We start from the raw sequence: 12,656 nt of genomic DNA, 5'->3' as shown, positions 1-12,656 counted from the left end.
CATAAGGCTTTTTCTTATTTCAATTTGAACACTATCGCTTCATACGGACGTAATGGAATGTTATCTATTGATCCGATTTCTACATCGTAATTGTGTATAAATAACTCTGATTCACTATAACTAATATCCTTAGGCATTTCAAATACACTTTCATCCGCAGTAAAGTTTGCAATGACAAGTAGTTTTTCATCTCCATATGTTCTTACATAAGCAAAAATAGAAGGGTCATTATTTAATATTAAATCATATGATCCATACACAACTATTTCATTATTTTTGCGTAGTTCAATTAATTTCTTATAGTAATAAAAAATTGAACCTTCATCTTGGATTGCTTGTTTCACATTAATCTCTTTATAGTTAGGATTTACAGTAATCCAAGGTTCACCTTTTGTAAATCCAGCGTGATTCTGATCATTCCACTGCATCGGAGTTCTAGCATTATCACGACCCTTTATATAAATAGATTCCATTACTTTTTCTATATCTTCACCATGGTCTATCACTTTTTCTTTATACATATTTAACGTTTCAATATCTCGATATTCATCAATCGACTCAAATCGGACGTTCGTCATTCCGATTTCCTCTCCTTGATAAATATATGGCGTTCCTTTCATCATATGAAGAACTGTCGCTAACATTTTTGCTGATTCAATGCGATACATTCCATCATTACCAAAACGAGATACAACGCGAGGCTGATCATGATTATTCCAATAAAGGCTATTCCATCCGGTATGCTCTAATGCTTTTTGCCACTTTGTTAAATTCTCTTTTAAAGTAAGAAGTGAGCATGGTTTTACATCCCACTTTCCACCTTCTCCTGAATCTAAATCCATATGTTCAAATTGGAATACCATTTGCAATTCTTTTCGTTCTTCTCCAGTATACAATTTCGCTTCTTCTGTCGTTACACCAGGCATTTCACCAACCGTCATAATATCATAATGCGATAATACTTCCTCATTCATTTCATGTAAATATTTATGAATGTTTGGACCGTTCATAAAATGCTTATGACCTGAAACATACCCCTCTTCTTCTGTTTCAACAGCTGGTAATCCCTCTTCTTTAGAAATAAAATTAATAACATCCATACGGAAGCCATCAATTCCTTTTTCTAACCAAAACTTCATCATTTCATAAACATCTTGTCTTACCTTTTCATTATCCCAATTTAAATCTGGCTGTTTTTTAGAAAACAGATGTAAATAATATTCATCTGTCATTTCATCATACTGCCATGCTGATCCACTAAACGCTGCTCCCCAGTTATTCGGCTCTTTTCCTTCTTTTCCAGGGCGCCATATATAGTAATCTCTATATTTATTATCTTTTGATTTACGTGATTCAATAAACCAATTATGTTCATCCGAAGTATGATTAACAACTAAGTCCATCATAAGTTTCATATTACGTTCATGCATTTCATGTAATAGCTCATCCCAATCTTCCATTGTTCCGAACTCGTTCATAATTTTACAATAATCGCTTATATCATAACCATTATCATCATTTGGAGATTCATAGACTGGTGATAACCAAATCACATCAATCCCTAACTCTTTTAAGTAATCTAGCTTTGAAATAATCCCTTGAAGATCTCCTATACCATCACCATTACTATCCATAAAGCTACGAGGATAAATTTGATATACTACACTTTCTTTCCACCATTGTTTTTCCATTATGCTACCCCATTTCATTCATCATTCATTTTTCTCTTTTTTAAGGCGCAAACGTTTTCATTAATGAATGATAACAGATTCTATCTCAATTTAAAATAGCGCTTACAATTTTTATTGTTCTTTTTCTAAGAAAACATATGAAAACCACTAATAAATCTCCAATAAATGAAAACGTTTTATTTTTTTATTTATTTTTTGAATCTATTCGTTTATAATGAATTCAAAGAAAACGTTTGCATAATTATTTCTAGGGGGAAATACCATGGCAGAACTTAAATTAGAAAACATTTATAAAATATATGATAATAACGTAACAGCTGTAACTGATTTTAATTTACACATTCAAGATAAAGAATTTATTGTATTTGTCGGTCCTTCTGGATGCGGAAAATCTACAACATTACGAATGGTAGCTGGACTTGAAGATATTTCAAAAGGCGAGTTTTCAATTGATGGTAAACTAATGAATGATGTTCCTCCAAAAGATCGAGATATCGCTATGGTATTCCAAAACTACGCTCTTTATCCACATATGAGTGTATATGATAATATGGCATTTGGATTAAAACTTCGAAAAATACCAAAAGATGAAATCGATCGTCGTGTGAAAGATGCAGCAAAAATTTTAGGACTTGAACAATATTTAGATAGAAAACCGAAAGCATTATCAGGTGGACAGCGCCAACGTGTTGCGTTAGGTAGAGCAATCGTTCGAGATGCAAAAGTTTTCTTAATGGATGAACCATTATCAAACTTAGATGCTAAACTCCGTGTTGCAATGCGCTCAGAAATTTCTAAGCTACATCATCGCCTTGGAACAACAACAATTTATGTAACACATGACCAAACAGAAGCAATGACTATGGCTTCGCGTCTTGTCGTTATGAAGGATGGAAAGATTCAACAAATTGGAACACCAAAAGAAGTATATGAAACACCAGAAAACATTTTCGTGGGTGGATTTATCGGGTCACCAGCGATGAACTTCTTCCGTGGTAAATTGACTGAAACCGATTTCGTTATAGACAATACTATAAAAATCAAAGTATCTGAAGGAAAAATGAAGATGCTACGTGAACAAGGCTATGTAAATAAGGAAATTGTTTTAGGTATTCGTCCAGAGGACATTCATGATGAACTACTATTTTTAGAAGCTTCACAATCTACTGCCTTCACAACAAAAATTGAAGTCGCTGAGTTATTAGGTGCTGAATCCATTTTATATATGAAACTTGGGAATCAAGATTTTGCGGCACGTGTAGATGCAAGACATACGTTTTCACCTGGTGACCAAATTAAATTAGCATTTGATATGAATAAAGCGCATTTCTTTGATAACCAAACTGAACAACGTATTCGCTAAAAAATTTATCTTTACTATACACATACAAAAAACCGTCCACATATATTGAGGGCGGTTTTCATTATTATACTAGGGCTTCTACTGTATGAAATGATTGTCCTTTCGTGCTAATAATACCGAAAATCGGTAAATCACTAAGCACCACTTCTTCTTGCTGTTTCATAAAAGATGACGTTAATTGTTTTATCTCTATCCAAACGTCATTAATACAAAGTACATTGGAATCGTTCTCTTGTTGGCGAGAAAAAATAGAATCTATTTTATATAAACCAGCATTTTGAAAAAGCATGTCAATGCGACTGAATGCATTCAAAGTAATGCTAATAACGCGTTGCCAATCTCCTTGCTTTCCCATATCATAGGATACAAAAAGTGCTTCTCCGCCTAGATTCATAATTTCCTCCACTGTTGCTTGTCCACTCTCTTGATCAATGTCCGTCACAATAACTTTTGCGCCTTGTTTAGCCAACAAAAGAGCTGTATTACGTCCAATACCGATGCCACCGCCAGTTACGATAGCAACTTTTCCTGCAAGCTTCATTTTCATTACCCCTTCTATAAGTCTTACCGTCATTCAGTATACTCCTTTATAAGATTAATCTGCAAGCAAGAAAAATTGCTATTTAATTTGTAAACGTTTACTTTTTATCCTTCTTTTTTCTTATTATTACGCTGATCGAAAACTAGACCGATAAAAATGAGAATACCCCAAAAAATTATGCTACCTCCTGTCATTTTAACTTCCCCCTTATTATATAAAATGAAATTTTACTCAGCCCCAATATGGCGGAATAAAGATATTATTTTTAATCATTATATCATTTTCTTAATTTTCAATCTATTATAAATGGAAATAACACATTTTGGCTTTTCCTTACTGTAAACATTCCCCATATACTTATAAAATCAAAAAGACCCTTTTATATATAAAAAGGTCTTTTTTTCATTATACAAGACTTATTACTTTCGTTTTTGTAATTAAATCCTGAAAACCACAATTATCTTTGCGGAACAACATCATATATACATTACATATTAATGGAATTCCTAATAGCAATACGTTCGGTAATAACACTACAAAAAATCTTATAATTAATGTTTGCAACGTTAGCTTTTCACTCTTCAATGAAATTAATTTTATTCTCGTTACCTTTTTGCCAAGTGTAACACCGTTCCAAATAAAGGGTAATACAATAAAATATATCGCCATTAATATGAAAACTACTGCGAAATCATATCTAAAATCACCTAAGCTTATATTAAAGCGCTTAAACATAGCACTATAGTTTCCGGTCATAATAGCTACTACTGCACCATACATAACCGAGATTAAAAACATGTCAATTAGGGAAGCACCTATGCGATTCATTACAAGCGCTGGACGATGCATCTTTAACTTCATTTTATGTCGACTCCTTCATATCCTTCTTTACCCGTCTCATCGTACCACTTCTAAAAAACATTGTAAACTAGCGTTTCTCTTACTTTTCTTGTACAATTTGTTACAATAGCATTATAAAGGAGGTTCCCATATTGAAAAAATGGATAATCCTATTCGTCGCCTTCCTATTAACTGGTTGTGCAGGAAACACAAGTCACTTAACTTATACGGTTAACGATGAATACGAACTCATACGTACTTCTGGAAATGCATTTGAACTTTTCCCCTCGCAAGATGCTGTATATGCCACACAATACATCCCTGCAAAAATTACAGACATTGCTTGGGATGATAAATACATTATTGCAAAACAAACTGAGGAAAAATCAGATCCAAATAACCCTGACGCAGCAATTGCAAATAAAAAAAGTGAACATTATTGGATTATTGATGTAAAGCACAATAAACGTTTCGGTCCCTACAATGAAAAGCAATTTAATGAACAAAAAGATGCATTTAAAATTAAGGTGCCTTTTCAAAATGTAGATTCATACATAAAAGAAATAAAAAAACAGTCAGCATAATATTTGTATGCTGACTGTTTTGTCTTACATTATTTTAGTGAGATGTTAAACGTTTGTGGCTCTTTTACAACATCTTGTGTTTCTGAATCTCCTGCAAGTAAATCATCAGTTGTAAACTGAATATCCTTTACCTTGTCTTTCCCATCGTCAAGTATTAAACCAATAATACCATCTCTTATCTCACCAGGCTTATAGTCCTCTCTTGATACATTTTTTGTACCAACTAACGTATCTTCGTCATATAAAAAGTTTTGAGTGGCTACTTTAAAATGTTGCTTACCATTAATCATAACATCATTCATAGAGAAAAATTGCATATTTTTATTTCCGCTATTCTCCACTTTATATGTAATCTCAACGTAACGAATTGTATTACTAATCTCTGTTCCACTTAGCGATGCATATAATTCTGCATCTTCTTGGCTTACTTTATCCCCTAATCTACGTTTTACTTCTTCAGGAGTTAGTGCCGTGTATACTTTCAATGTATTTTTTGCCTTTTCACTCATTTGTGATAAAGAGATTACTTTCACATCTTGTACGTGAATTTTCATTGGCGCTACTTCAAATGTTTGATTCACAGAATGCATCTGCTCTAACTTGAAAGTACCCCATCCTGTTTCTTTCACTTTTTGTCCTACTTTTTTCAGCTCACGCCCACCATATTCTTTCGTTTCAGGAATAGATTCTTTCTTCTTCGGTTCAGCTTTCTTTTCTTCTTGATGGAAGCAACCACTTAACATAAGAAGAAAACTACATAAAACAAAAATACTTTTCCATGCTTTCATCATTTCATTTCTCCTAACGCTATCATTCATGAATATAAAATTAGTCCCTTACTTTGTAAACTATAGAAACAATGACAATTCCACAAAATGAACTTGTCAGTCCAGATACTATTATACCTCCAATTTGGAAAATATGAAAATAGGGATCTAGGAACGCATGCACGATAAATATAAAAGCTGTCACAATGATTATCGAAACCCAATACTTTCTTTTTTCTAAAGCTACAATCATATCTTTCCCTGTTTCATCTTTATACTTCCATAGTACGTATAATAGCAATAATAAGCCAACACATGTACTCCCATGTTGCATATATTTATACAATGGAATACTGCGTAATTCAATTTGTAACAATGCTATTTTCATAACGAAATAGCCTGTATTATGAGTAAATGCATCCCAAACGACATGCGTGAGCATACCGAATAATGCAGAATAGCAAAATACAAAGAATTCTTTCCAGGTATGTAGCCCCCACCTCTCATCTATTGCATATGAATAATAACCAGCAAACGGTTTAGGCAAATGCGTTATAAACGGCTTTTTTAAAATGTAATGATATATGTATGCGATTAGAAATACAAGCGGTAAATTTAAATATAAGAACCCAAGCCATGTATGGCCAATAACACCATAGGGTCTAAAGTGCAAAAAATATTCAAAGTCAGGCGCCATACTACCTAATATAAGAGCCGTTACTGAAATATGTTTAGAGTGCTTTTTCGCAAAAGGAAGAACTGCTGCTGGATGTGCAAATGTAAACGGCATACTTTAACTCCTTCTCACATTTTCAATAGAATACCATATATCATAACGAGAGAATGGATCTTCATGCAATATTTATTTTCACATTGGAATATGATAGTTTAAATGATATAATCCACATAAAATATTCAGAAAACAAGAAGGGATTCAGGTGTCATTAACACTTGTATTTGCTGCCTTTTTAAATTCAAAATCCGTTATGAATTGAGGTTTATATATTGATTGACGTACCCTTTTTACAAAATGTCACATTAAAAAAAGAAAATATCCCTAGTTTTTCCGCATATCCTTACTGTTTACCCGCTATTCGAACATTACAATCACTAGCTTTCCATCCAAATGTAACATTCATTATTGGAGAAAACGGAACAGGTAAATCAACATTACTTGAAGGAATTGCAATTGCGTTAGGTTTTAATGCAGAAGGTGGAACGAAGAACTTCCGCTTTAGCACAAACGATTCCCATTCATCTTTACATGAATACCTTCGAATTTCAAAAAGTTTCAATACACCAAACGACGGTTTCTTTCTTCGCGCTGAATCATTTTATAACGTTGCTTCTTATATTGATGAAATAGATGCTGATAGAGAAGCACGTGGGAATCCGGTTATCAACTCTTATGGTGGTATCTCACTACACAAACAATCACACGGTGAATCATTCTTCTCATTATTTATGAACCGTTTTTCAGGACAAGGTTTATACATTTTAGATGAGCCTGAGGCAGCTTTATCACCAATGAGACAACTTTCCATGCTCATTCGAATGCACGAACTAGCTGAACAAGGTTCACAATTTGTTATCGCGACGCATTCTCCTATTTTAATGGCTTATCCTGAATCCACTATATATTCTTTAACACAAGAGGGAATTCACGAATCCACATTAGAAGAAACTGAGCATTACCAAACGACGAAACTTTTCTTTGAAAATCGCGATCGATTATTCCATCATCTATTTGAGTCGTAAAAAAAGAAGCAGCAATAGCTGCTTCTTTTTTTATAGTGCTTCTATAAATAAGGCAACCCCGATACCGCCACCGACGCATAAAGAGGCAATTCCTTTTTCTAACCCACGTCTTTTTAATTCGTGAATTAAACTTACTGTAATACGAGCCCCTGTACAACCAATTGGATGCCCAAGTCCTACGCCACTACCGTTTACGTTCACTTTTTCACGGTCTAAGCCTAACTCTTTCTCTACAGCTAAATATTGAGCCGCGAAAGCTTCATTAATTTCAAGTAAATCTGCATCTTCCAATGACCAATCTACTTTTTCTAAACCTTTACGAATTGCTGGTGCTGGTCCAATACCCATAATTTTTGGATCTACTCCAGCTACTGAATATCCAACAATTCTAGCTAACGGTTGTAAACCTTTTTCTTTCGCTTTTTCTTCGCTCATTAATACTAGAACTGCACTCCCGTCATTAAGGCCAGATGCATTTCCAGCAGTCACTGATCCATCTTTACGGAATGCCGGCTTCAATCCAGCTAATTTTTCAGCTGTAATATCTGCACGTGGATGTTCATCCTTCGAAAATACAACTTCTTTTCTACGCTCTTTTATTGTAATAGGAACAATTTGATCGTCAAAGTATCCAGACTCGATTGCCTTCAGTGCCAATGTATGACTGCGAAGAGCAACTTCATCTTGTTCCTCTCTTGTAATTTCATATTGTTCAACTAAATTTTCCGCTGTTTCACCCATCATAATATGGTGAATCGGATCTTCTAACACTTCCCACACCGTATCACGAATTTCTCCGTGCTGTAGACGTTGTCCCCAGCGGTGCTGTTTCAATGCATAAGGGCTCGAACTCATCGCTTCTACCCCACCTGCAACAACAACATCACTTACACCTAATTGGATTTGCATTGCAGCTGACATAATTGCTTGCATACCTGAAGAACATTGACGTTGGATTGTATATCCCGTAACTGTGTCAGGAAATCCTGCCGCTAATGCAGCTGTTCTCGCCGTATTTGCTTCATCAGTTCTTTGAATACAATGACCTAAAATTACTTCATCAACTTCATGTGGTTCTACCCCGCCTCGTTTTACAGCTTCCTGAAGTACAGGAACAGCTAATTCTACTGGCGTTACATTTTTTAGCGCTCCTCCAAAAGTTCCAATTGGCGAACGAACTGCAGCTGTAATAACAACATTATGCATTTTGCACTTGCCCCTCTCTTATGTACCCTAGTCAGTTTTTAGGTGAAATTCCATAAGATGTATATCTATAACTATCATACTATAAACATACTAAAAAATCAAAATATTTAATATAATAAAAATAGAAGGAATTAACCTTCTATTCTGTCAGCGCATATAAAAACTTTTGTAAAATTTTCTCTGTCGTTTCATTCAATTTTGGCAACTTATCTACTGGAAAATATTGAAGTTTTAACCCTTCATGATCGAGCTTTAATTCCCCGCTCACATGATGTGCCTGATACAGATGAATAACATTGAAAATTTCATCGCCATTCGGATAACGGAAATATACTTCTTTTCCTGATAGAACACCAAGAAATTGCATTATTTTTGCAGTTAACCCCGTTTCCTCAAATAACTCTCTACGTGCAGTTTCTTCTGTCGTTTCGCCCAGTTCCATCGCCCCACCAGGTACACCCCAATCATATGTATCTGAACGATATTGAAGCAATACTTCTTGATTATCGTTTAATATAATAATTGCTGATCCTACGAGAATAAGCGGCCTTGTACCAACGACTTTTCGTAACTCTTCAATATACCCCATATGTAAATTCCCCTTTCCCTAACCTCCCTTATCATAACAAAATTTTGCTCTTTTTGTTCATGTAATTTTAAAGAAAAAAAGAAGCTTTCGCCTCCTTTTTTTCACCTTTATTTCTTAAAACTTTCATATTTTACAGCTTCAAAAGCTTCCTCAATTTCATCATTACGATAATGGACATATGTAAAACGCCCCAATTCTACTAATCTTGCTATTTCCTGTAACGCTTTATGCTGCTCATATGTTTCTTTCAGCTTAATATGTACATAAAACTTCATTAACGGATGTTCATATAAAGGTTCTCCCACCTCTACATATACATCTTCCACCCCTTGTACAACTCTTACATAACTTGCAAATTGATAAAGAGCTTCTCTGTCTGAAACGATTTTTAATGTATACATATATTCTCCCCCTTTTCTTTACTATATCAAAAAGATGATCACACTACGTTATAGAACTATGAAATTTTTTCGACTTGTCATCTATATATTCAATAAAGAAGGCGTTTATCCATACATGACATCTTTTCCCCACATATATTATAGGAAGAACTTTTTTTCAGTTGAGGTGTTCCTTATGGATCCATACGTCAATATATGTATTTGTATTACTCCCGGCGCCGATATTTCTGATGACCGCATCGCAAAAGATTTAGCTGTTGCAGAATCAATTTGGCACCCCATTACATTTCAAATTCAAGAAGTAATTGTATTAAATGAACTTTTCCGTTTTTTTGACCGTGAAATCAGTTATAAAAATTCCATTCAAAGTCAAGAAAAGCTGGCATCCTTTTTCCAAACATGTGTAAATGAAGCTCCTGAATGCGACCTTTATATTTGTTATATTGGCAGTGATTATTTCAAAGAAACAGCAGTAATTGCCTGCGCTTACTCTTTAGCAAAACAGCAACAACTTACCGGATATATCGTTTTAACAAACTCGGCTGCTCCTATGAAAAATATATATACGCTTGCTCACGAAATCGGTCATATTTTATTTACAAGACGTGTTCACGGAAAACTTACTCACGCAGATCCTCATTCCCCAACTGGCTCGGAGCACCATCCTTCTCCAACCAATCTTATGTATCCGATAGTCCCGCGCCCTGAAAATGTTCCTATTCAGTCTCTATTGACGAACGAACAAAAAACACTCTCTTTACAAAGCTCTTTATTGCAAAGAAAAAAACAGTAACCCTCATGTTACTGTTTAAAACAACTTATTCCAATCAACAAAACAAATCCCGGCTGCTAGAAATAAAAATAGACAACTAAATGTAAATGTAATCCCTCTAAAAATCCCTATATAATATTTCTTTGGAAATAATTTTTGGTATATCCAGAGCAGCCGCTTTTTATTGAATTTCTAGTTCACACTTTTTCTTTCTTCAATTTTTAAAGACCATCTCATTAATCCATATATACTTCCATACATAAGTAATATCTTTGCAATTCCCCAAAATACATTTCTTTCTTCTAAGTCTTTAAATAAGAACATAATCGCAAGAGGAACAATTAGTACCAAAACACCCATCCAACCAAGAACATATACTTCACCAATAAGAAGTAATAAAAATATAATTACTGCTAATATATATGCCTGCATTGTCGACAATTGTAAAATTGGCGTCCCATACCATTTATTCATAAACATTAATAACACTAATAATAAAATAGGTATCATTACTATTACATAAATAATTCCAAACTCTACTAATTTACTTTTAAAAGAAGACATTCTAAACGCAAAAACCGTTCCAATAATTGTAATAATTAAAACGATAGGATAACCAATTACCTGTACATTTGTTAACGTAAATTGTTGATTCGGATTTCCAAATAAAATATTGGTTAGTAACCAATACCCACCTATCCCAATAATCATTCCTAAAACACTCTTTATACTTCCGCCTTTATCCTTCTCCATCTCTTTCGCTAATTCTTCCGCATACTCTTTTGGCGAATCACCAAATATATCACTTACTGTCTTTCCCTCTTTTTCACCTTCTATTAAATGAAGTTCTGCATCTTCTAAAAAAGCGTCAACATCTTCTTCTTTAATTCCTTTTGTTATTAAATATACTTTCGTATCGATTAAGAACTTTTCTCCTTCTTTAGAAATCTGCATTATAGCCCCTCCCTTATTTAACCATTTCTCTTCTATTCGTCTTCATGATAATTTCAACAAAAATTAAAATAAATAAACTTCCGTATAAACATATAATTTGAAATAACATTGGAACAAGATCTTCCGTTGTAAATGTTTTAAACACTAACATAATTGAAAGTGGAATGATTAAATATAAGTTTTTAAACCATCCTTCAAAGTATATATTTATAGCTACTGTGATGATAAAAATCCCACCAGCTACTATATAACTTTGCACTTCGGTGAATGTGAGCATTTTTGTCGGATATATCACGTCTAATATCGTAACAGCTCCTAATAAAAACATTGGAGCGATTATAACTAAAGACCACATAGAAAACCATGTTTTTGTAAAACTTGTGACGAAGGCCATTTTGCGAAGTAGAAAATTAGGACCTATAACAACTAAAATCAATGAAAAACTATAACCGATACACTGAATAAGTGAAATCTGTAACATTCCATGATTCACTATTAAGATAGAAGCAATAATCCAAAACGATACGATATTCATTACTGTAAAACCAATTTGCTTCCACGTTTCCTGTCTATCTTTTTCCATCACTTGTACAAGTTCATGCGCATATTCTTTCGGTGAGCTTCCGAAAATATCTTCTACACTTTTCCCATCACTCTCACCCTCAATTAAATGGAGTTCCGCATCTTCTATAAAATTTTCAATATCGCTTTCTTTCACAATCTTTGCCGTCAAAAATAATCTCATATCTAACAAAAACTTTCGCGCTTCACTTGATAGCATTATTTTCTCCCTCCTTTCCCTTCAAGTAGACGTTCTACACTACTTTGCATCGTTTCCCAGCGATCCATAAATTCATCAAGTGCTTCCTCGCCTTTTTCTGTTAATGTATAATATTTTCTCTTTGGACCAGATGGAGATTCCTTCATTACGCTTGTTATTAGTCCTTCTTTTTGCATTCGTATTAATAACGGATAAATACTTCCCTCACTCGCCATTGTAAAACCATACTTCGCTAGCTTTTCACTCATTTCATAACCGTATATTTCGCCTTCAGAAATAATAGCAAGTAAGCATCCTTCTAAAATCCCTTTCAGCATTTGACTTGTCGACATAATTCAAATCCTCCTACTACCTTGCTTTACAAGATAGATAAGCGTAAGTATCTTGCTTTACAAAATAGTATAGCAAA

Annotated in this window: 16 protein-coding genes and 1 pseudogene; 4 read left to right on the top strand and 13 right to left on the bottom strand. The window is 34.0% G+C overall.

Going from position 1 to position 12,656, the window contains the following annotated elements; translation table 11 throughout:
- Positions 1-14: 14 nt before the first annotated feature.
- Positions 15-1,691, bottom strand: coding sequence for an oligo-1,6-glucosidase (gene malL, locus ACS2QP_RS01945; protein ID WP_000415177.1), 1,677 nt, complete (start codon positions 1,689-1,691; stop codon positions 15-17).
- 262 nt (positions 1,692-1,953) lie between these two features.
- Between malL and ACS2QP_RS01940 the strand changes: the two genes are divergently transcribed.
- Positions 1,954-3,054, top strand: coding sequence for an ABC transporter ATP-binding protein (locus ACS2QP_RS01940; RefSeq protein ID WP_000818931.1), 1,101 nt, complete (start codon positions 1,954-1,956; stop codon positions 3,052-3,054).
- Positions 3,055-3,118: 64 nt separating this feature from the next.
- Here the strand turns inward: ACS2QP_RS01940 and ACS2QP_RS01935 are convergent, their stop codons facing one another.
- From ACS2QP_RS01935 to ACS2QP_RS01925, 3 genes are all read right to left on the bottom strand, one after another.
- Complete coding sequence (locus tag ACS2QP_RS01935) at positions 3,119-3,628, bottom strand: SDR family NAD(P)-dependent oxidoreductase (protein ID WP_000218410.1); 510 nt, start codon at positions 3,626-3,628, stop codon at positions 3,119-3,121.
- A gap of 71 nt (positions 3,629-3,699) precedes the next feature.
- Complete coding sequence (locus tag ACS2QP_RS01930; RefSeq protein ID WP_000145636.1) at positions 3,700-3,789, bottom strand: hypothetical protein; 90 nt, start codon at positions 3,787-3,789, stop codon at positions 3,700-3,702.
- A 211-nt stretch (positions 3,790-4,000) separates the two neighbouring features.
- Positions 4,001-4,456 carry an RDD family protein gene (locus tag ACS2QP_RS01925; protein ID WP_000769081.1) on the bottom strand — a complete coding sequence of 152 codons (456 nt, stop codon included), beginning with the start codon at positions 4,454-4,456 and terminating at the stop codon, positions 4,001-4,003.
- A gap of 131 nt (positions 4,457-4,587) precedes the next feature.
- On the opposite strand from ACS2QP_RS01925, the gene ACS2QP_RS01920 reads away from it, so the two are divergent.
- Positions 4,588-5,019: a DUF3997 domain-containing protein gene (locus ACS2QP_RS01920; protein ID WP_000758789.1), complete on the top strand. Its 432-nt coding sequence runs from the start codon at positions 4,588-4,590 to the stop codon at positions 5,017-5,019.
- 29 nt (positions 5,020-5,048) lie between these two features.
- On the opposite strand, the gene ACS2QP_RS01915 is transcribed toward ACS2QP_RS01920, so the two are convergent.
- Complete coding sequence (locus ACS2QP_RS01915; protein WP_000973899.1) at positions 5,049-5,810, bottom strand: hypothetical protein; 762 nt, start codon at positions 5,808-5,810, stop codon at positions 5,049-5,051.
- Between the two features lie 37 nt (positions 5,811-5,847).
- Complete coding sequence (locus tag ACS2QP_RS01910) at positions 5,848-6,576, bottom strand: DUF4184 family protein (RefSeq protein WP_438882111.1); 729 nt, start codon at positions 6,574-6,576, stop codon at positions 5,848-5,850.
- Positions 6,577-6,791: 215 nt separating this feature from the next.
- On the opposite strand from ACS2QP_RS01910, the gene ACS2QP_RS01905 reads away from it, so the two are divergent.
- Complete coding sequence (locus ACS2QP_RS01905; RefSeq protein WP_000567998.1) at positions 6,792-7,544, top strand: AAA family ATPase; 753 nt, start codon at positions 6,792-6,794, stop codon at positions 7,542-7,544.
- Positions 7,545-7,574: 30 nt separating this feature from the next.
- On the opposite strand, the gene ACS2QP_RS01900 is transcribed toward ACS2QP_RS01905, so the two are convergent.
- The 3 genes from ACS2QP_RS01900 to ACS2QP_RS01890 all read right to left on the bottom strand — a co-directional run bounded on the left by ACS2QP_RS01900 (position 7,575) and on the right by ACS2QP_RS01890 (position 9,740).
- Complete coding sequence (locus tag ACS2QP_RS01900) at positions 7,575-8,750, bottom strand: acetyl-CoA C-acetyltransferase (protein WP_000552078.1); 1,176 nt, start codon at positions 8,748-8,750, stop codon at positions 7,575-7,577.
- A gap of 139 nt (positions 8,751-8,889) precedes the next feature.
- A complete protein-coding gene (locus tag ACS2QP_RS01895) occupies positions 8,890-9,339 on the bottom strand; it encodes an NUDIX hydrolase (protein WP_000540529.1) in 450 nt (149 codons plus the stop codon).
- A 107-nt stretch (positions 9,340-9,446) separates the two neighbouring features.
- Positions 9,447-9,740 (bottom strand): DUF3928 family protein, encoded by a 294-nt coding sequence (locus ACS2QP_RS01890; protein ID WP_000288330.1) that lies wholly within the window; start codon positions 9,738-9,740, stop codon positions 9,447-9,449.
- Between the two features lie 175 nt (positions 9,741-9,915).
- On the opposite strand from ACS2QP_RS01890, the gene ACS2QP_RS01885 reads away from it, so the two are divergent.
- Positions 9,916-10,533, top strand: coding sequence for an ImmA/IrrE family metallo-endopeptidase (locus tag ACS2QP_RS01885; protein ID WP_000371608.1), 618 nt, complete (start codon positions 9,916-9,918; stop codon positions 10,531-10,533).
- 15 nt (positions 10,534-10,548) lie between these two features.
- Here ACS2QP_RS01885 and ACS2QP_RS01880 read toward each other — a convergent pair.
- From ACS2QP_RS01880 to ACS2QP_RS01865, 4 genes and pseudogenes are all read right to left on the bottom strand, one after another.
- Positions 10,549-10,692 (bottom strand): annotated as a pseudogene (locus ACS2QP_RS01880) (DNA-binding protein); the annotation flags it as partial.
- A gap of 12 nt (positions 10,693-10,704) precedes the next feature.
- Complete coding sequence (locus ACS2QP_RS01875; protein ID WP_438882110.1) at positions 10,705-11,466, bottom strand: DUF1129 domain-containing protein; 762 nt, start codon at positions 11,464-11,466, stop codon at positions 10,705-10,707.
- A 13-nt stretch (positions 11,467-11,479) separates the two neighbouring features.
- Positions 11,480-12,247, bottom strand: coding sequence for a DUF1129 domain-containing protein (locus ACS2QP_RS01870; protein ID WP_438882109.1), 768 nt, complete (start codon positions 12,245-12,247; stop codon positions 11,480-11,482).
- Entirely contained in the window at positions 12,247-12,579 is a 333-nt protein-coding gene (locus tag ACS2QP_RS01865) for a PadR family transcriptional regulator (protein WP_078439068.1), read from the bottom strand. The genes ACS2QP_RS01870 and ACS2QP_RS01865 overlap by 1 nt, the downstream gene beginning before the upstream one ends.
- Positions 12,580-12,656 lie beyond the last annotated feature (77 nt).

Origin of the sequence: Bacillus cereus group sp. Bce019, from assembly GCF_051781745.1 — a bacterium.
GTDB lineage: Bacteria > Bacillota > Bacilli > Bacillales > Bacillaceae_G > Bacillus_A > Bacillus_A cereus.
Note: the sequence above shows the minus strand (reverse complement) of the source record. Positions and strands in the feature narration are given on the sequence as shown.

Coding starts and splice junctions, on each gene's coding strand:
- ACS2QP_RS01940 (WP_000818931.1), top strand. CDS start 1,954: ATGGCAGAACTTAAATTAGAAAACATTTATAAAATATATGATAATAAC.
- ACS2QP_RS01925 (WP_000769081.1), bottom strand. CDS start 4,456: ATGAAGTTAAAGATGCATCGTCCAGCGCTTGTAATGAATCGCATAGGT.
- ACS2QP_RS01895 (WP_000540529.1), bottom strand. CDS start 9,339: ATGGGGTATATTGAAGAGTTACGAAAAGTCGTTGGTACAAGGCCGCTT.
- ACS2QP_RS01885 (WP_000371608.1), top strand. CDS start 9,916: ATGGATCCATACGTCAATATATGTATTTGTATTACTCCCGGCGCCGAT.
- ACS2QP_RS01935 (WP_000218410.1), bottom strand. CDS start 3,628: ATGACGGTAAGACTTATAGAAGGGGTAATGAAAATGAAGCTTGCAGGA.
- ACS2QP_RS01900 (WP_000552078.1), bottom strand. CDS start 8,750: ATGCATAATGTTGTTATTACAGCTGCAGTTCGTTCGCCAATTGGAACT.
- ACS2QP_RS01930 (WP_000145636.1), bottom strand. CDS start 3,789: ATGACAGGAGGTAGCATAATTTTTTGGGGTATTCTCATTTTTATCGGT.
- ACS2QP_RS01865 (WP_078439068.1), bottom strand. CDS start 12,579: ATGTCGACAAGTCAAATGCTGAAAGGGATTTTAGAAGGATGCTTACTT.
- malL (WP_000415177.1), bottom strand. CDS start 1,691: ATGGAAAAACAATGGTGGAAAGAAAGTGTAGTATATCAAATTTATCCT.
- ACS2QP_RS01910 (WP_438882111.1), bottom strand. CDS start 6,576: ATGCCGTTTACATTTGCACATCCAGCAGCAGTTCTTCCTTTTGCGAAA.
- ACS2QP_RS01890 (WP_000288330.1), bottom strand. CDS start 9,740: ATGTATACATTAAAAATCGTTTCAGACAGAGAAGCTCTTTATCAATTT.
- ACS2QP_RS01915 (WP_000973899.1), bottom strand. CDS start 5,810: ATGATGAAAGCATGGAAAAGTATTTTTGTTTTATGTAGTTTTCTTCTT.
- ACS2QP_RS01870 (WP_438882109.1), bottom strand. CDS start 12,247: ATGCTATCAAGTGAAGCGCGAAAGTTTTTGTTAGATATGAGATTATTT.
- ACS2QP_RS01875 (WP_438882110.1), bottom strand. CDS start 11,466: ATGCAGATTTCTAAAGAAGGAGAAAAGTTCTTAATCGATACGAAAGTA.